The organism is Paenibacillus aurantiacus, from assembly GCF_042431225.1.
GTDB lineage: Bacteria > Bacillota > Bacilli > Paenibacillales > Paenibacillaceae > Paenibacillus_Z > Paenibacillus_Z aurantiacus.
In genome coordinates this window covers 240,396-258,718 of sequence record NZ_JBHMDO010000015.1, presented here as the reverse complement: position 1 = coordinate 258,718, position 18,323 = coordinate 240,396, and the positions used below count along the sequence as shown (strand labels likewise).

The 18,323-nt window shown below is 58.1% G+C and carries 15 protein-coding genes and 1 tRNA gene; 9 read left to right on the top strand and 7 right to left on the bottom strand.

What is annotated here, in order from left to right; translation table 11 throughout:
* Positions 1 to 69 precede the first annotated feature (69 nt).
* Positions 70 to 948: a helix-turn-helix domain-containing protein gene (locus ACFFSY_RS08000; RefSeq protein WP_377492523.1), complete on the bottom strand. Its 879-nt coding sequence runs from the start codon at positions 946 to 948 to the stop codon at positions 70 to 72.
* A gap of 254 nt (positions 949 to 1,202) precedes the next feature.
* On the opposite strand from ACFFSY_RS08000, the gene ACFFSY_RS07995 reads away from it, so the two are divergent.
* From ACFFSY_RS07995 to ACFFSY_RS07985, 3 genes are all read left to right on the top strand, one after another.
* A complete protein-coding gene (locus ACFFSY_RS07995) occupies positions 1,203 to 5,039 on the top strand; it encodes a response regulator (protein WP_377492520.1) in 3,837 nt (1,278 codons plus the stop codon).
* A gap of 134 nt (positions 5,040 to 5,173) precedes the next feature.
* Entirely contained in the window at positions 5,174 to 5,908 is a 735-nt protein-coding gene (locus ACFFSY_RS07990; RefSeq protein ID WP_377492518.1) for a response regulator transcription factor, read from the top strand.
* Positions 5,909 to 6,150: 242 nt separating this feature from the next.
* Positions 6,151 to 7,500 carry a putative bifunctional diguanylate cyclase/phosphodiesterase gene (locus ACFFSY_RS07985; protein ID WP_377492515.1) on the top strand — a complete coding sequence of 450 codons (1,350 nt, stop codon included), beginning with the start codon at positions 6,151 to 6,153 and terminating at the stop codon, positions 7,498 to 7,500.
* Positions 7,501 to 7,659: 159 nt separating this feature from the next.
* Here ACFFSY_RS07985 and ACFFSY_RS07980 read toward each other — a convergent pair whose 3' ends face one another.
* Positions 7,660 to 7,878, bottom strand: a complete 219-nt coding sequence (locus ACFFSY_RS07980) for a hypothetical protein (RefSeq protein ID WP_377492512.1) — start codon at positions 7,876 to 7,878, stop codon at positions 7,660 to 7,662.
* 263 nt (positions 7,879 to 8,141) lie between these two features.
* Positions 8,142 to 8,354, bottom strand: coding sequence for a hypothetical protein (locus tag ACFFSY_RS07975; protein WP_377492509.1), 213 nt, complete (start codon positions 8,352 to 8,354; stop codon positions 8,142 to 8,144).
* A 111-nt stretch (positions 8,355 to 8,465) separates the two neighbouring features.
* Here ACFFSY_RS07975 and ACFFSY_RS07970 point away from each other — a divergent pair, with 111 nt between their 5' ends.
* Entirely contained in the window at positions 8,466 to 9,392 is a 927-nt protein-coding gene (locus ACFFSY_RS07970) for a serine/threonine protein kinase (RefSeq protein ID WP_377492506.1), read from the top strand.
* On the opposite strand, the gene ACFFSY_RS07965 is transcribed toward ACFFSY_RS07970, so the two are convergent.
* On the bottom strand, positions 9,387 to 9,701 hold the full coding sequence (locus tag ACFFSY_RS07965) for an acetyl-CoA acetyltransferase (protein WP_377492503.1): 315 nt from the start codon (positions 9,699 to 9,701) through the stop codon (positions 9,387 to 9,389). The genes ACFFSY_RS07970 and ACFFSY_RS07965 overlap by 6 nt on opposite strands.
* Positions 9,702 to 9,879: 178 nt before the next feature.
* Between ACFFSY_RS07965 and ACFFSY_RS07960 the strand changes: the two genes are divergently transcribed.
* Entirely contained in the window at positions 9,880 to 11,478 is a 1,599-nt protein-coding gene (locus ACFFSY_RS07960; RefSeq protein ID WP_377492500.1) for a sensor histidine kinase, read from the top strand.
* 90 nt (positions 11,479 to 11,568) lie between these two features.
* On the opposite strand, the gene ACFFSY_RS07955 is transcribed toward ACFFSY_RS07960, so the two are convergent.
* Together ACFFSY_RS07955 and ACFFSY_RS07950 are read right to left on the bottom strand one after the other, a co-directional pair.
* A complete protein-coding gene (locus tag ACFFSY_RS07955; RefSeq protein ID WP_377492497.1) occupies positions 11,569 to 13,071 on the bottom strand; it encodes a copper amine oxidase N-terminal domain-containing protein in 1,503 nt (500 codons plus the stop codon).
* A gap of 18 nt (positions 13,072 to 13,089) precedes the next feature.
* Positions 13,090 to 14,541, bottom strand: coding sequence for an MBOAT family O-acyltransferase (locus ACFFSY_RS07950; protein WP_377492494.1), 1,452 nt, complete (start codon positions 14,539 to 14,541; stop codon positions 13,090 to 13,092).
* A 298-nt stretch (positions 14,542 to 14,839) separates the two neighbouring features.
* Here ACFFSY_RS07950 and ACFFSY_RS07945 point away from each other — a divergent pair.
* The 4 genes from ACFFSY_RS07945 to ACFFSY_RS07930 all read left to right on the top strand — a co-directional run bounded on the left by ACFFSY_RS07945 (position 14,840) and on the right by ACFFSY_RS07930 (position 17,412).
* Positions 14,840 to 14,914, top strand: a tRNA-Thr gene (locus ACFFSY_RS07945).
* Positions 14,915 to 15,010: 96 nt separating this feature from the next.
* Positions 15,011 to 15,448 (top strand): LytTR family DNA-binding domain-containing protein, encoded by a 438-nt coding sequence (locus ACFFSY_RS07940; protein ID WP_377492491.1) that lies wholly within the window; start codon positions 15,011 to 15,013, stop codon positions 15,446 to 15,448.
* Positions 15,449 to 15,459: 11 nt separating this feature from the next.
* A complete protein-coding gene (locus tag ACFFSY_RS07935; protein ID WP_377492488.1) occupies positions 15,460 to 15,891 on the top strand; it encodes a DUF3021 family protein in 432 nt (143 codons plus the stop codon).
* 189 nt (positions 15,892 to 16,080) lie between these two features.
* Positions 16,081 to 17,412, top strand: a complete 1,332-nt coding sequence (locus tag ACFFSY_RS07930; RefSeq protein ID WP_377492485.1) for an alpha/beta hydrolase family protein — start codon at positions 16,081 to 16,083, stop codon at positions 17,410 to 17,412.
* Positions 17,413 to 17,542: 130 nt separating this feature from the next.
* Here the strand turns inward: ACFFSY_RS07930 and ACFFSY_RS07925 are convergent, their stop codons facing one another.
* Positions 17,543 to 18,055 (bottom strand): SRPBCC domain-containing protein, encoded by a 513-nt coding sequence (locus ACFFSY_RS07925; protein WP_377492482.1) that lies wholly within the window; start codon positions 18,053 to 18,055, stop codon positions 17,543 to 17,545.
* Positions 18,056 to 18,323: the final 268 nt, after the last annotated feature.

The following is an 18,323-nucleotide window of genomic DNA, read 5'->3' as shown; positions in this document are numbered from 1 at the left end:
CCCAAGGAGCCGTATGCTCGCTGACGACGCGCTGCGGGCTCGATGGAACGATATAGTCGCGACGGCGGCTCAGCTCCAAATCTCTTGCGGCTTGACGCCCAGCTCTGTGGCGATCAGCTCGGCTGTCAGACGCTGCGGCTTGCGGATTTTGCCATTGCGCAGCTTGGAGATCGTCTGCACGGAGATGCCGGTTGTCTCCGACAGCTGCAGGGCGGTGATATTGCAGCGGGCCATGACGATCTTCAGCTTGACGGCAGGATCGACTGGCTCCGTACTCGGGCGCAGGTCCATAACTACGAACGCATACTGCTTCAGCTCGCCGCTCCCGTCATAGAAGGGCTGGAACACGAGGCGGACTTCCAGATCTACCGCGTCGGCCAGACGCTTAGTTCGAATCGTCAAATTGCCGGGTTTGCGGCTTCGGGCGGCTTCTTGAATCGCCGCGATGGTGCGCGCTTGCTCGTCCGGGTGAATAATGGAGAGGATCGATTTCTGCAGGTAGTCCAGCTCCTGCACGGGCGCAAGCGCCGCCGAAGGGGAGGTCTTCTCCAGCTTGCTGATCACGTAATTCGCCTCGACGATGCCTGACATGAGCACGGGATGGGCGCTTGACTGGCGCTCGATCCATTGCGCGGCGCTGACGTCCTCCGCCGTAAGCAGCCAGATGGCCTCCAAGGCAATATCGAGCTTGCGGCAGGAGAGTTTGATGCGCATCGCTTGTTCCTGAAGGCCCTGCAACGTATAGACGCATGCAGTCTCTTGCAGTTCTTCCAACCGGCAGCCGGGGAAGAGCGCCTCCAACGACTGGCCGGTCAGCTCATCCCGTGGCAAGCCGACGAAACGGACGAACGCTTCGTTCACCCGTTCGAAGTAGGGGCCGTTCGCGGCGTCCTTCAGCAGCGCCATCGGCGTATCCATCGTATCAAAAATCGTTCTGAAAACAGGCATGATTCCTTCACCTCGTTCCTATCCGGTCACGCATTGCTAGACAAAGTATAGTCAATAAGGCGATTAAAATTCAACTGGCTAAATCGTATTGAACGGTACAATTTTACCATCGGATTCCAGGTTTGTCTGTATCGCAATTATGGATAACGTTTCCAAGTAGGCGTTCGTCCGGACGGCCGTTATAATGAAGGCAGTCCCTTCCCATATAGAGGGAGAATCGGTACATAAAGTTACGCAGGAGGGCGAACAATGGGATGAGCCATGTATCGATCCGCACCAAATTTCTCGTTTTCGTCATTTTGATCACGCTGCTGCCTCTCGTCTTGGTCGGGATGAGCAACTATGCCACGGCGAAAGCCACGATCAAGGAAGCGCTGATCGAGAAGGCGTATGCCAAGGTACGCAGCAGCGCGGACAGTCTGTCGGTTTGGCTGGATGAACGCCGCGCGGAAGTCATGGCGATAAGCCGCTCCGAAATCGTCCGCTTTGGCAGCGAGACCGAGCGCCTGGCCTATCTTCATATCGAAACGTCGCGGAAGGACTCGCCATACTTCTCGCTATCCTATACGGACGGACAGGGTTACACGCATTTCCCAAGCGGCACTCAAGCCGGGCCGAATTGGCGGCCGTGGGCGAAATCGACGAGCATCGGCTATTCGTCGATCACCGATCCGTTCGTCGGACCCCGAACGGGAGAGCGTCTATTCATGATCCGACTGCCAGTACCGGGCCAGGACAATGAGCCGGCCGGTTATTTGAACGCGGCGATTCGCATGGACACGCTGGCGGAGAACTTTCTCGATTTTCGCGTCGGGCTGCGAGACATCGTGCTGCTGTATAACCGGGAAGGCAGCATCCTGTATTACCCGGACATTAGCAAGGAACTCGTCTATAACGTGCGGTCACCGGAGCTGCCCTTCGCGTCGGCCGCCGATAGCATGCTCGGCGGCGACCATGGCTATACAGAGACAGATTCGGCGCTTGGACGGACGATGGTGTTCCACGCCGACGTCGCCCAGACCGGCTGGCATATCGGCATGCAGGTGGCGATGAAGGAGTTCGAGGAGCCGCTGACGCCGCTGATTTGGCGGATGGTGCTGCGGATCGCGGCCGCGGAGATCGTCATGGCGCTTCTGCTGTGGCTGTACATTAACCGGCTGCTTGACCGTCTCCAGCGGGTGACCGATGTGACGGAGGCAGCGTCCGCGGGGCAGTTCGACGTCATCCCGGTGCCGGAGACAGGCCGGGACGAGATTACGCGGTTATCGCATTCGGTCAACGAGATGACGGTTCACCTGCGCGAGATGTTCGACCAGTTAGAAGCGATCATCAATCAGAATCAATATTCGTTCATCGTCGTGGATCAAGATTACCGAATCACCTATTTCAGCAAAGCCGCGGAGCGGATGCTCGGCTACAGCGCAGAGGAGGTCATCGGCGTGCATACGCCGCTGCTGTTCATCGCGCCGGAGTCGCTGGCAGAGGCGGCATCGCTGCTCTCCGCGAACCTGGGCCGGCCGGTCGCCCCCGATATATCGGTGCTGCGCGAACATCGCTTAGACAACAAGAACTACGAACGGGAGTGGGTGCTCGTGCATAAAGACGGTACGCGGATTCCGGTGTCGCACAGCTCGAGCGCGATTACGGACCGGGAAGGCAAAGTGGTCGGCGTCGTCGGGATTTCGCGCGATATTACGAAGCAGAAGCAGGAGGAGAAGACGCGCAGCCGACAGCTGGCTGTCTTGGAGGCGGCGCACGACTTGATCGCGACGTTCGACGCCGATTATCGCCTGATCTATCTGAACCCCGCCGGCAGGGCGATGCTGGGCTTGGACATGTCCGGGGAAGCGCCGCTCGCGGAGGAGGTGCCGGAGCGGTTCGTCGAGACGCTGCTGCTGGGGATCGACCACGCGATAGCCCATGGCTTCACGGAGAATATGGCCGAGCTTCAATCGCCGGACGGACGGATCGTGAACGTGTCCAAAATATTAGTCGCCCATCAAGACGAAGGCACTGGCGAACGCTTCTTCTCCTGCATCGCGCGCGACGTGACGGAGACGACCCGGGTGAACGAGATGCTGGCGGAAGCCAAGCGGGAGGCCGACGAGGCGAGCTCGGCGAAGACGCTGTTCCTTGCACGGATGAGCCACGAAATCCGCACGCCGCTCGCAGGCATCATCGGCTTGACGCGGCTGATGCAGAAGACGGAGCTGACGCAGCTCCAACGGGACTACGCGGACAAGATGCAAGCGTCCTCCGAGGCGCTTCTGCGCATCATTAACGATATTCTCGACTTCTCGAAGGTGGAGGCCGGCAAAATCGAGCTGAACGCGGTCTCCTTCAATCTTGAGGAGATGCTGCAGAAGCTGGCCGACATTCTAAGCGTGTTCGTCGGCGGCAAGGAGCAGTTCGAATTCCTGATGGAGACACCCGAGCGGCTGCCGGCAGCGCTGATCGGCGATCCGCTGCGAATCGAGCAGGTGCTCCTCAACCTGTGCGGCAATGCCGTGAAGTTCACCAACCGGGGGCACGTCAAGCTGCATGTGCAGCTGCTCGTCTTCGAGCCGGGCGAAGATGTGGTCGTCCGGTTCAGCGTGGAGGACACCGGCATCGGCATTGCGGAAGATCAGCAGGCGCGCCTGTTCGAGTCGTTCTCGCAGGCCGGATCGTCCACGCAGCGCAAATACGGCGGCACGGGCTTGGGGCTCGTGATCGCCAAGAGCCTCGTCGAGATGATGGGCGGCGCGATTTCGTACGAGAGCGAAGCCGGCGTCGGCAGCCGTTTCGAATTCACGCTGCAGTTCGCGGCGCAGTCCGACGCAATGAACGAGCCTTATCATCTCGACGAGAATGCGATCTGGGTCGTCGAGGATTATCCGCTCATGGCACAGCATTGGTCGGGCATGCTCGAGGACATGGGGCTCCTGCCGATCCCTCACGGCTCGTGGCGTTCGGCGCAGGAGCGTCTTGCGCGGGCGGGAATCGGCGCGCTGCCAGCTGCCGTGCTGCTCGACTTCGAGATGCCGGATATGTTCGGCGACGACACGTGGCAGTCCTTCCACGAGACGGCGCTGGCGACCGGCGTACGGACGATTGCGCTGACGACGGCGTTCGGGCGCGAGGAGCTGCTGAAGCTGCCGCAGGAGGAACGTCCTGACGCCATTCTCGTGAAGCCGGTCACCCGCATGGCGCTCTATCAGACACTGGTGCCCGTTCTCGGCAAAGTCAGCGAAGGGACGGCCGCTCTAGCGGAAGCGTCTGCGGCTGAGGAGCAGAACTTCCCGCGGCGAGGGACGATCCTGCTAGCCGAGGATAACGCGATTAACCAGCTTGTGGCGGCCGAACAGCTGAGCGAATGGGGCTTTACGGTCGAGGTGGCGGAGACGGGACTTGAAGTGCTCCAAATGCTCGACAGCGGCGAGACGTACGACCTGATTCTGATGGATATCCATATGCCGGAGATGGACGGCGACGAAGCGGCCTCGATTATTCGTTCGGAAGCGAGATTCGACAAGCTGCCGATCATCGCGTTGACCGCGAATGTGATCAAGGAGGACCACGAACGCTATTACAAGATCGGCATGAATGACGTGCTGACCAAGCCGATCCAAGCCGAGAAAATGCGACAGACCGTGTTAAAGTGGCTCCATGCCGGCGAAGAGGGGCATGTGGCCGCAGCGCTCTCTGCTGCCGCGGCGGAATCGCCGCTCCACGCGAGCGACGAGGGAATCGCGCTGCTGAGCGTGCCTGGGATGGACATGGTCTCCGCGCTCGCTCGGGTGGGCGGCAAGCGGGAGATTCTGCGTCATATGCTGCATGTCTTCGCCGCGGAGAGCGCGCAGTTCGGCGACCGACTTCGCCAAGCGCTCCTGGCGAGCGACTATCAGACGGCGCGGCGGCTGGCTCACACGCTCAAAGGCTCAGCGGGCAATCTGTCGGCGGCCGAGCTGGCCGCAATGGCTGATCAGCTGGAATCGCTGCTGAAGCAGCCGATCGAACGCATCGACGTGCAAGCCATCAACAGCGCAGCGGCGTGCGTGCAGCTGGTGCTTCGTCCGATGCTGAAAGCGCTGGCGGGCGATGACAAGTAGTTGCACAATACTTACCAAATCGACACACTTTTCTAACAATCTTCTAACAATCTATTGTTGCACCGTGCCAGCTATTGTATATTGATAGTAGACGCAGTCAACGCCAATCTTCAATTCGCTTCGAGGTGACAGCAATGTATAAAATATTAGTCATTGAAGATGACGTCATGATGAGCGATATGCTATCGATGTATTTGTCGGGCGAAGGGTACGAGGTTCATCAGGCGTTCGACGGAGCGACCGGGGTTAAGCTGTTGGAATCGGTTACGCCGGACCTGGTGCTATTGGATCTGATGCTGCCCGATGGGGACGGCACCGATCTTTGCAAGCGGATTCGGCAATTCTCCAGCGTACCGATAATGGTGGTATCCATGAAGACGGACGTGAGCGAACGGGTTCAAGCGCTCCGTGCCGGGGCGGACGATTATTTGTGCAAACCGTTCAGTATGCATGAGCTGAGCGCGCGTTCGGAAGCATTAATCCGTCGTGCGCAGTTGATTCATTCGCAGATGGGGGCGGCCGCGGCCAAAGCCCCGCAGGAGACTGGCAAGGAAGCCGAGACGGCAATCCGGCTGGATACGGAGCGCAGACTGCTGCTCGTCCGCGGACAACTGGTCGAGACGACGTTCTCGGAATTCGAACTGATGAAGCTGTTTCTCGCCCATCCGGGCAAAGTATTCAGCCGTGAAGACCTCATTAGCGCCATCCGCGGTTTCGATTCGTTCGTCACCGACCGGGCCATCGATGTTCATATTGTGAATTTAAGACGTAAAGTAGAGCATAATCCCAAAGAGCCAAAGTACATCCGCACCGTATGGGGCGTTGGCTACAAGTACGTGCAGGAGAACAATACCCGATCCGGCTCGTAACGCATATTTATCCATCCCAAACCGTTCATTGCGCTCTGGCGTGAAGGACGGTTTTTTTGATTCCTATATAGGTCCAAGGACTTCTTGCGTTATAATAAAAGCAAGGCTTGAATCCCCCTTTAACGGAATTCTAATCATTATCGTCTAACTTTCCTAATGAATCTGTGTGAGAATCGGACTATACGACATGGTCATCGCAGAGGTTACGCACAACTACCATCATGATGAAGCGGAGAGGAAACATGAAAGGAATGGATGCAGGTTATCCGGTTCGGGGACTGCTCCGGGCTGCACAGGAGAGAGTCGGCGGCAAGTCGGGCGAGCTGGATCAACTGACCGGGCTCCCGGGCAGACTGGCGGCATTCGTATTATTGGAGCAGGTCATTGCCTACGCAAGGGGAGCGAATGCGGAGGTCATCGTCGCGGTCGTTGATTTCGACCGGTTTCATCTTATTAACGAATCCAGGGGGACGGTATTCGGCGATCAAACGCTGCGTCTCTTGTCGGAACGATTCCAAGCGGAGGAGCTGGCCGGTTTCATCGCATGCCGCATCGGCGGGAATGCCTTCGTGCTGTTCAAGCAATGCCGCCGTCGCGAGGAGGCCGATTGCATCGCCAGTCTGAAGGCGCAGGTGGAAGCGCCGCTCGTCGTGGATGGACATGTGCTGTACCCAACGTGCAGCATCGGCATCGCGGAATATCCGAAGAACGGGCGGGGCGCGGAGAAGCTGCTTCGTCACGCGGATACGGCGATGCAGCAAGCGAAGACGGCGGGCGGCAACCGGATCGGCGTGTATACGGAAGCGGACGCGGTTCGGGCCGGACGGAGGCTGCAGCTGGAGGGAGAGCTGCGCAGTGCGCTGGAACGGGGACAACTGTCGCTGCACTACCAGCCTATCTACGAAGCATCCGGGCGGCTGCGCGGCTTCGAGGCGCTATTGCGCTGGGCGCATCCGGAGCTCGGGGCGATCTCGCCCGCGGAATTCGTGCCGCTGGCCGAACAGACCGGCCTCATCGTTCCGATCGGCGAATGGGTCATCCGGGAGGCGTGCCGCATGTACAATGAGGCGGTCGGCAAGGGGAACGCGGGCATCGTCATGGCGGTGAATCTCTCGCCGGTGCAGCTTCGCGCGCCCGCATTCGTGGACGGCATTCTGCGGCTGCTCGCGGAAGGCGGAATGCCGGCAAGCGGACTGGAACTCGAAATTACGGAGAGCATCATGCTGGAGGCCGGCGAGACGACGATCGCCTCGCTTCGCAGGCTGCGCCAAGCGGGCGTCCGGATCGCATTGGATGATTTCGGCACGGGCTATGCCTCGCTGACGTACCTCCGGGAGCTGCCGATTCATACGCTGAAGCTCGACCGTTCCTTTATCCATCCGATTTGCCGCCAGCATACGGAGCGCGTGATCGTCGAGTCGATGATATCGCTCGTTCATCGGCTCGGGCTCGAAGTGGTAGCGGAAGGCATTGAAGACGAGGATCAGCTAGCCCTTCTACGGGAGTGGGGCTGTGATTTTCTGCAAGGGCATTTACTCGGCCGGCCGGTTGAAGCGCGCGGCGTGGGCGAGCATTTGGCGAAATTAGCTTAAGACCGAATCAAGGGGAGGGGCGCCGCGGGCATCTGTCCTTTTTTTGGTATCAGCTCTTCTTCGGAATTCTCCGGAACAAATAAAAAACCGCATGCCGGCCGCTCAGGGCCGGGCACGCGGAGATTCCGCACCGGCCCCTTTCGACTAGGCGCCGCATGATTAAGAGACTTCCATGTACAATTTCGTGCCGTCGTTGTACTGCAGAATGGCGACGTCGCGCACCATTTCGACGGAAGCGATGCGTTTCCACTTCCGGCGGAAATCGAAGTTTAATTCCATTTCGCGCAATTTATTGTGGAGCATTTGGATGGCTGTTTTGTGCTCGGATGGATAGTGGACGGGTACTTTGCGATTTTTAAAGGTAATGACCTTCGTCATTGTCATGCACCTCCGGGTGATATTGGTTACTTTGATTATAGCTCCGAGTTTTTAGCCGCTTATAAAGGCTGCGTCAGACGCATGTTTAATTTGCTCAATCATTTCTAACAAATTTCGCGGCGATTCGAGTTTTGCATCAATTGTTGTTGCTCTATTGTGCTTCCGATTCATGGCGCTTATGCCTGTTGATGGATATTTGCGAACGACAAAGGCCGCCCTTCGCGATAAGCAGGCGGCCCACTGTCGAATCGGCTTCTCCGGCATTAGCTGGAGAAGCTGCTGTATTTGCGTTTGTAATGGCCGTGACCGTAATGATGGTTCGGCGGCGGCGGTGGCGGATAGTGAGGCTGCCGCGGCGGCCGGTGATACCCGTGCTTATAATCGCTGCTGCTGTAATGATGGTGGTGACCATGGTGACCGTAATGCTTATTACCCATAAGGGAATAGACGAAACGTTTCAGCATATGCTTCAGCATGGACGAATCCCTCCTTGTTATCGTACGTACACATTGTGTATGCTCTTGATATTTCATACGGATAATGCGCGGGAAGGTTTCCGAAGGCAGCGCAAATAGGCGAGGCGATAGATGATGGGTGGCACATTAAAAGAACGGCTGCGCCGAATCGCGCAGCAATGGCGGGACTATCCGCTGCGCGAGGGAACGGTGATCGCGGACAAGTATCGCGTGGAGCGATTTCTCGGCATGGGCAGCTATGGCCAGGCGTATGCGGCCATGCATCGGGATAGCGGCGCCAAGGTGCTTGTCAAGGTAAGCAAGCCGAGCAAAGGCGAGACCGCGCGGACGCTGCTGCGGCGGGAGAGCGACATTATGCGGGCGCTCGATCATCCCCAAATCCCGCGATGGCTGGATTACAAGGAGGAACGACGCCGCTCGGTGCTGGTGATGGAGCTCGTACGCGGCGCGAATCTCGAGACGCGCATGATGGAAGAGGGGGCCGTCTACGACGAGCTGGCCGCGGCGCGTACGTTGCGCGAGCTGCTTGCGCCTCTTGAGCACCTGCATGCGCATGGCTTCGTCCATCGCGATGTCCGTATTCCGAACGTGCTCGAATGCAAGGGGACGGATGCCGAGGAGGCGGTCATCTATTTGATCGACTTCGGTCTGGCCTGCCGCATCGGCGAGCGTCTGCCCGAGTCGCTTCGACAGGCGCTCGGGGAAGAAGACGGCGACCGGGCGGGCAGCGACGGCGATTGGGGGGGCGTGAAGCGGCGGATGCGGCGGCCGGAGCCGGGGAGCGACCTATACGGCGCGGGGCACTTTGCCCTGTTCTTGCTGTATTCTGGGTACGCGCCGCAAGATGAGGCGGATGATGGGGATTGGCGGAGCGAGCTTGCGCTATCCGAGCCGATGCGCGGATGGATCGAGCGGGCGCTGGGCGAGCAGCGGCCGTTCCGCGATGCGCTGGAGTGCGCGGCCGAATTGGATGCCGTCATCGAAGCGCTATCGACGGGGACGGCGGGCCGCGGTCCTAAGCCCGATCATGATTCATGATCCGGCGAGCAGGGTAATAACGTGCAATTCGTATAAGACGAGCGGAAGTACCGTGCTGTATGGGGCTGCGAATCCTCGTCCGTCGGGGATAGCCGCGCTGCACTGCAAATACAGGAAACAACGGTCGACATGAACGATGATGCCCTCGTAGACGACGCTATCAACGCTTTCGACCCGAACGGCGCGGTGCAGGTAAGTGGCGGATAGATCGTGAAGCCTTTTGCGAATATGCTGTACCGTTAACGATAGTCCCGGCTCGGCTTGATACACGATTGGTGCCCCCGCATGGGGACCCGGATTCCCGTACATCCTCTTCCTCCTCACGGCAGCTTGCGCTGCATGCCTCTCTTTGTTACGCCATTAATTTATGCGCGAATGGTCTCTGGTAAGAACAAACAAGCCTGTTGTACAATGGGGTTGGCAGCGTTTTCCCGCACCGATGGGCACGTGATGGATCGGGGCGTTCTGCTAGTTGGGAGGCGGCACCATGACCTTAGCCAAAACATTCTTTGCCAGCATTAGCATGATGATCACGATTGCCTATTTATTTAATATCGGATACAAATATTTATTCGCGCACGCCTCGGCCCGCATGAAGTACGGGCTTGCGATCGTCTGTTTCATCGTCAGCGGATGGCTGGCGATGGTTTTTGGCGTTCGGATCGGGGCGGTGACGATGCTGGACTTGCGCTTTGTCCCCACGCTCGTCGCGGTGCTCGTGCTGCCCCGTCCCTGGATGGCGCTGGTCATCGGCGCGGGTATCGGGGGCGGGCGTTTCTTCTTTAGTTGGGATTTGACGGCTGTGCTCGGGTGCGTGACGATGGTCGTCATCGGCGCGGCCTGCGCCGGCCTGCATGTCGCGATGAAGCGGCTCAGCTGGCGTTACTTGTGGAAGAGCGTCTTCCTCATCGTTTCCGTCAATCTGCTGAACGCGGTACTGGCGACCGGCTCGGTGCTCATTAACAAGTCGATGACGCCGTGGGAATACTGGACGGAAGTTACGCCATACGCGCTCCCGAGCCGTATGCTCATGTGCGCCTTATTCTTGTTCTTCTTCCGCGACTTCCAGAAGGAGCAGCAGCGGACCGACGAGCTGCTCACGATGAATAAGCTGCTGCGCCGTCAGACGCGCCAGCTGCGCGAAGCGAAGCGGGACATCGAGGCGAAGGCGAAGGAGCTGGAGCTTGCCTCTTCGTACAAATCCGAGTTCCTGGCCAACATGTCGCACGAGCTGAAGACGCCGCTGAACAGCATTATATTGCTGTCGCAGCTCATTCGGGATAACGAGGAAGAACGTTATAATGCGGAAGATACGGTATATGCGGAGCTGATTCAGACCGCGGGCAACGATCTGCTGCAATTGATTAACGACATCCTCGATCTCTCGAAGGTGGAAGCCGGCAAGATGGATATCATGATCGACCGCGTCTCGACCCACGACTTGGTGCAGAATCTTCATCATCAGTTCCTGCCGCTGGCGCAGCAGAAAGGCCTGCGCTTCGACACGGACGTCCATCCGAACGTGCCGTGCACCATTATGACCGATGCGCTCCGCACGAACCAGATTCTGCGCAACCTGCTTGTGAACGCGTTCAAATTCACGAGCGAGGGCAGCGTGAAGCTGGCCGTCCGCCTGGACGTTCCAGCCGTGCCGAAGGAGGTGCCGAAGCGGGGAAAGGGACGCGTATGGCGCGGGGCGGCGGCTTGCGCAAGGCAGCCCGCAGCCGCGGCGGAGATCGCCGCGGGCGCGGCTGCAGCGTCTGCCGTCCGGCCGAGAATCGCGTTCACCGTCTCGGATACAGGCATTGGCATCGACAAGGACAAGCAGGAACTGATCTTCGAGGCGTTCCGGCAGGAGAACGGGGCGATAAACCGCACCTACGGCGGGACAGGCCTTGGCCTCTCGATCAGCCGTCAGCTCGCCACGCTGCTCGGCGGGAGACTGGGGATGCGCAGCGAGAAGCACAAGGGGAGCGAGTTTACGTTATCGCTGCCGCTGCAGTTGTCCGCTGACGCACGGCAGGACGGATCGGACGCAGTTGGCGCCGGTACGCAGCCGGAGCTAGCCCGGTCGGAGGCCAGGTAAGCGAGGCTGTTGTAGAGCAGCATGTACGAAACGACGAAGGGCGCCGCAGGAATTTTCTCCTGCGGCGCCCTTCGTCGTTCTAGGCATTGGCTATTGTTGCAGCGTGATCGTTCTCGTCATCGCGTTCGTCTCCGTCGTCTCTGCCTTCCAACCGAGCGTCTCGGCGAGGAAGACGAGCGGGACCATGGAGCGGCCGCCGACAATCTCGACCGGCGTCGCGACGGCGATCGAGGCGCCGTTCAACGTCGCTTCCTTCTGTCCTGCCGTAATGATTAGGTTGCGGTCACCACGGACGATCGTTAGCGTCTTCGTCGCCGCGTCATACGTCATCTCGGCGCCAAGGACGCTCGCCGCTTCTTTGCCCGGTACGAGCAGCTCGTTCGTCTGCCCGCGCAGCACTTTGGCGGAGAAGGTGACTGTCTTGGACGGATTGTCGGCGAGACGGACGGGCACGCGCAGCAGATCGCCAGCGGCGTTGACCGCGACGTCCTCGACCTGCTCGCGCAAATCGGTCACGAATTGATCCACGTTCGCGTCGGTCACCCGGTATTTGGGGTCGTCCGCGCCGATCGCCCGCGTGATCCATGTGTTCACGTTCATATTGTGGTGGGACAAATCCTTGAACAGATCGAGGTTGAACGTCCATTCCGCCTCGGTTTGGAAGTCGTACACCTTTACGTTCGGGTACTGCTTGAACCGATCGTACATCCACTTCTTCATCGTCAGCTGCTGCTCATAGCGCGGGATGTTCAGGTCGCGCCATACGGCTTGGCGAAGGATGGAATACGGCGGGTAGTAAATATAAAATTCCGTCTCCGGATGGGCTTTGATCACCGATTCTACATAGGTGGTGAAGTTGTTCTGCACGACCTCGAGCGGCTCTTCGTTGTTGCCGAAGCCAGCCTCGTCGGTCAGCGCCTTTTGGTACGTTTTCATCGCGTATTTCTTGCCGTACGTGACGTAATAGTTCCAGTTGTATAAATATTCCAGACCCATCAGCCGCTTCGTGTTCTCGGTCGCGGAGGATCGCTTGTAGAGGCCTTCCGCCAATTCGCGATATGGCGTCACATTAAACCAGTACTTGTAATCATTCCAGAACTTGTCATCGTACAGGTAATGCGGATAAGGACCTTGCGCGTCCAGGTCTGCGGGCTTGAGGGCGAAGTAATCGAGTCCCCATAGCACTTGCTTAACCTTGCCGGTTGCGAACGCCACCTGTGCGATATCGTTCTGCTCCTGCGCGTAGGATCCGCGGATGGACAGCTTCAGCGTCTTGCCGCCCAGCTCCTCGTCGACGACGGCGGGCAGGAAGTTCTCGGTCATCGACGAGCCGAGAATGATCGTGTCGTAGTCATAATTCCGGGCTAGTCCCGGATTCTGGTAACGCTGCTCGTTCGAGAACACCGGCGTGTACCACGATTTATGGTAGAACTGAAGCGGATCTATGAAATACATGAACGCCACGGCGACCGCCGCGAATACGAGCGAGCCGCTGACGAAGCCGGCCAGCATACGTTTGCTGGCGCGGATCGAGACGGTGCGTCGCGGCTTCGGAAATCGCGATCGCTTCGGTAAAATCTCTTCGGAGGCCATGTTCCTCTCGCCGCCTTTCTAGAAATTGAAGTACAGGAACTCGCTGATTTGGTTGAAATACAGCAGCGACATAATGAACAAGAACGCAATGACGAAGCCGATCTTCCAGGTCGGCCGGAACGTCTCCATCCGTTCGGAGGAGTTGCGCGTGAACAGCACGATCGGGAAGAAGAGCAGCAGCAGCAGGATCGGCGGCAGCAGCGCATCCATCGTAAGGCGGTTGAAGTCGAAGCCCTGAAGGCCGCTCATGCCTTTCAGAATGCGGATCGCTTGATCCCACGACGTAGCGCGGAAGAACACCCATGCGATGATGACGTAGACGAACGTGATGAGCCATGCGGTCCACTTCGGCAGCTGGAAGCCGAGCTTCTTGCACAGCTTGCCCCACAGCCGGTGTACGATCTGGCCGAACCCGTGCAGGAAGCCCCAGAACAGGAACGTCCAGCCCGCGCCATGCCAAAGTCCGCCGACGAGAAATACGATCATGTTGTTGGCGAGCATGCGGGCTTCGCCCTTGCGGTTGCCGCCAAGCGGGATATAAATGTAGTCGCGCAGCCAGCGGCTGAGCGTCATATGCCAGCGGCGCCAGAAGTCTTGCAGGTTGAGCGCCTTGTACGGCGAGTTGAAGTTCTGCGGCAGACGAATGTTAAAGAGCAGCGCAGCGCCGATCGCCATGTCCGTGTAGCCGCTGAAGTCGAAGTACAGCTGGAACGTATACGAGAGAGCCGCGACCCAGGAATCGACGAATTGCGTCGCCGTATTGAAGCCGTCGCTGGCATAACCCGCGAACGTATCGGCGATGACGACCTTCTTGAAGAGGCCCATGCCGAAGACGAATACGCCAAGCGCGGCGTTCTTCCAATTCCATACTTTGCTGCGCACGCGGTCGAACTGCGGCATCATCTCGCCGTGGTGGAGAATCGGGCCGGCGATGAGATGCGGGTAGAACGTGACGAACAGCACGTAGCTGACGATATTCGCCTCGCGCGCCTTGCGCTTGTACGCGTCCACGAGGAAGGCGATCTGCGTGAAGGTGAAGAAGCTGATGCCAAGCGGCAGGACAAGCTTCAGCAGCGCGAAGTCCGTGCCGGCAATGTCGTTCAGGTTCGTCAGGAAGAAGTCGGCGTATTTATAGTAGATTAGCAGCAGCACGTTGCTGACGATGGCGAAGGCAAGCAGCGCTTTCCGTTTGCCCACGCCCGGCTCGGTCTGGTAGGCGAGCGGCTGGTCATCGGGAGGCTTGTACCCGCCCGGCACCCGCATGAGCAGCCGTCCCATGGTGTAGTTGAAGGCGATAGAGCCGAGAATGAGCGGCACATACTTGACGTCCCACCATCCGTAGAAGAATAAGGAGGAGAGCGCCAGCCATGTCTTGGCGACGTACGACAAACGGAACCGGTTCAGCAGAAAATAGACGATTACCGTTATGGGAAGAAAAGCGAAAATAAATACATACGAGTTAAACAGCATAACCGGCCGAACACTCCTAACTTCAAGGTAACGGTTTTGAGTTCATAACTTCTTAACTTATACCATATTTGCCCGGTTTCGTCGAATTTCTACACGGATGGACAATGCTCGCAAGAAGCTGCTTGCGAGCCCTTATTTAGGGACGAACGAGACCTGGGTTTGGTTCCCGAAGTTGGGCAAGAAACTTCATTTATTTGTGGCAACGACACTTAACACAGATTTTTTTACGACGAGGGATTGACTTGAACGTGGTGGGTATTATACATTATAAGAGTCGCTTGAAGCGATTGACTACTATGCTGATGTAGCTCAGGGGTAGAGCAACGCACTCGTAATGCGTAGGCCGGGGGTTCAATTCCCTTCATCAGCACCATTCACGCCATTTGCGGCGCGGTACCGATTTTTCGGTTCCGCGCCTTTTTTGTATCCGATGGGGACTGAACAAGGCTGCGCCAAAAGGGAGGAGCACATGAAAGTATCGGTGGAGGAAATCGCCCGGAACGAGGATGAAGAAATCCTGATCCGGTGCCATGAGGTCGATCCCGACCTCGTCGAATTCGCGAGCAGGCTGAGAATGGAGACGTTCCTGCTGCTCGGGTACCGAGGAGACCGGACGCATCGCGTCAAATTGAGCGACGTGTATTATTTCGAAGCGGTGGACGGGAAAGTGTTTTTGTACGGCAAAGACAACGTCTATGAAGTGAAGCAGAAGCTGTATGAGCTGGAGGCGTTGTGCGAGGAGAGGAAATGTTTTCGCGCCTCCAAATCGACGATTCTGAATATGACGAAAATCGCCCACGTGTACCCGACGCTGAGCGGCCGCTTCGAAGCGGTGCTCGATAACGGGGAAAGAGTCGTCATATCCAGGCAGTACGTGCCCGTGCTTCGACAAAAACTCGGCCTGTAAGGAGGAGCGGCATGAAATTGTTCGCGCATCTACATAAATTGACTATGCAATTCTTCATCATCTTCGCGTCCATCATGATGATGCTCACGGTATTACGGCAGCTGTATGACCCGAATCTCGCGTTCGATCTGAAATCCATCTATACGATCATGGTCTTCTCGCTGGCCGCGGCTCTGACGGGGCTGATCTTGTATGCGCCGGAGCAGGCGACCGAGCGGCAGATGCGCATGCGGATGGCTGTGCACTTTATTGCGCTAGAGGCGATCTTGGTCGCGCTGGCCGCGATGATGGGGCTCGTGGAGCAGGCATCCGGCGTGCTGCTGCTGGCGGCGCAAATCGCGGTCGTCTATGCGATCGTGCGTCTGCTCTCCTGGCGGAGCGACCGCAGATCGGCCGATGAAATCAACGCGCAGCTCCGGGCGTGGAGGAACAAGGGAGAATGAAGGCATTGCGCAGGCGGGCCGCTTGGCCGCAGCTGGCGACGAGGCGGTCTAGCTTAGCGGCTGGACCGCTTTTTTTGCAACTTATCGGTCTGTAGATACAGCTTATCGATTTACTATATACATCCTTTCGGCGTTTTCTTATGCTAGCTAACATTACGTCAAACGGCGAAGGCCGAAAGGAGATTTACAATGGGACTTATTCTGCTAGGACTTATATTGCTGTTCGAGATTGCCTACGCGGTTTACTGCATGGCGACGAAAACAATTCATACACGGTTGCGGGCTTCCGTCCGAATCGCGGGCGGCGTGATGCTGGTCATCCTGCTTCTTACGCCAGCGGCCCAATGGAGCTTCCGCTGGGTGCTGCCCGCACTGCTGCTGCTCCTGCTAACCGGCAGGGCGGCGTACTCGCTCGCACGGCAACGCGCGGATCAAGCTTTATATCGCCCCGTGCGCATTCTGATGAAGGCATTCACAATGATCGTCCTGTCCTTCATCGCGTTCGCGCCGCTTATTGTGTTCCCGCCGTATACGCCGCCAAGAACCACGGGCGAGTACGCGATTTCGACGGAAACGCACACCTTTACGGACGAAGATCGCCTCGATCCTTTCGCGAGCGGCGGCAAGAAGCGATTCGTGAATGTACAGTTCTGGTATCCGCGAACGGATGACGGCAGCTTCCCGCTGCTGGTCTTCTCGCACGGGGCGAACGGCATCAAGGCCAGCAACGCTTCCACGTTCAGGGAGCTGGCCAGCCATGGGTACGTCGTATGTTCGATCGACCATCCGCATCACGCTTTGTATTCGGTGTCCGAGGACGGCGAGCGCACCTTCATCGACCAATCGTATTTGAAGGAAGTGCAAGACGCCAATCAAGATGGCATATATACGACTGAGCAGGTTTACGGACTCATTCAAAAGTGGATGCGGTTGCGGACGGACGACATGGACTTCGTGATCGATACGGTATTGGCGGCCTCGCAGGGCGACGGCGCTTCGGTCTACTCGCATATCGATGCGAGCCGGATCGGCGTGTTCGGCCACTCGATGGGCGGCGCGGCGAGCGTCTGGGTAGGCCGGGAACGGAGCGATGTCGACGCGGTCGTCAACTTGGACGGCCCGATGTTCAGTGAGCTTACCTACGATTCAGCCTCCGGCGATTTCAAGGCAAGCGGCAAACCATACGCGACCCCGCTGTTCAATCTGTATTCCGACGATGTGTGGGGACAGCTGCAGAGCAATTCGACCTATGCGGGGAACGCGGCCGCGGACCGGAATGCCGCAGACATGCGCACCGTTCATTTTAAGGGGGCCAAGCATTTGAGCTTCACCGATCTGTCGATGGTGTCGCCGTTGTTGGCCAACCTGCTGCAGGGCGGGGAAGCGGCCGTCGACGCCAAGGCATGCCTCGAAACCGAAAATCGGCTGATCCTGCAATTCTTCGACGAGGTCCTGAAGGGAAAGGGCCGATTCGCGCCGGAGGCTGATTACGGACCTGAGCTTGCCGATCGCAATTCGTGAGGCATCGCCGACGGTCCTGATGCGTCAAGTCTGAGGGAGGATCGAGCCGGCTGCCTGCCAGCCGAAAAAACAGCGGCAATCCCGGATGAAGCGCATCCGCGGCTTGCCGCTGCTTGTATGATGAAGGTGATTATTGCTGTGCCGCCAGGTATTCGTCGAGGCGGTCGTACGTCTCGCCGATGCCTTGCTCCATGCCCATGTCCAGCACCGTCTGCAGCGCTTCGGCCGAAGCATAAGCGGCGCGGTTGACGACCTTCGTCTTGCCGCCGTCGGTCGTCTCGAACGTCATGACGATATGGGAGGGAGGCATCGTATCGGACAGCGAGCCTTCCGCATCGGAGAAATAGTCGGTATAGACGATCCGCTCCGGCGTCTCGATTTGGTCGTAGACCGCTTTGCCCCACGATTCCATGCCGTAGAAATCGCCTTGACTCTGGTCCATGCACTTGAAACAGTAGTGCCAGCTGCCGCCCGGGCGGAAATCCATGTCGCTGACGGTGATTTCCCAGCCGCGCGGTCCCCACCAATGCTTCAAATGCTCGGATTGCGTGAACGCTTGGAAGACGAGCTCCCGCGGCGCATTGAATACCCGCTCCAGTGTCAATACCTGTCCTTCGACCTTCGTTGCCAGTTGATTCGCCATTTGCCATTCCTCCTCGAAAAGTGGTTACTCGCCTTGCCATTCGTTAGCTCACTGCGTCCGCCAACGCCCCGAATAGGATCGTTTCCCTGTCCATGGACCGTTGCTCCTTTATCCTTAGTGAGGACTTCTTGCTTGCAAAACGAATATACCATTAACAGAATATTCCCGTCAAGGAATATTATAAGCGAACATTAATCGCACGGCGTTCGATACGGTACACGGCCGCAAGTCAGCGGTCAACCCTCATCTTAGAGCATCCGACCCGACA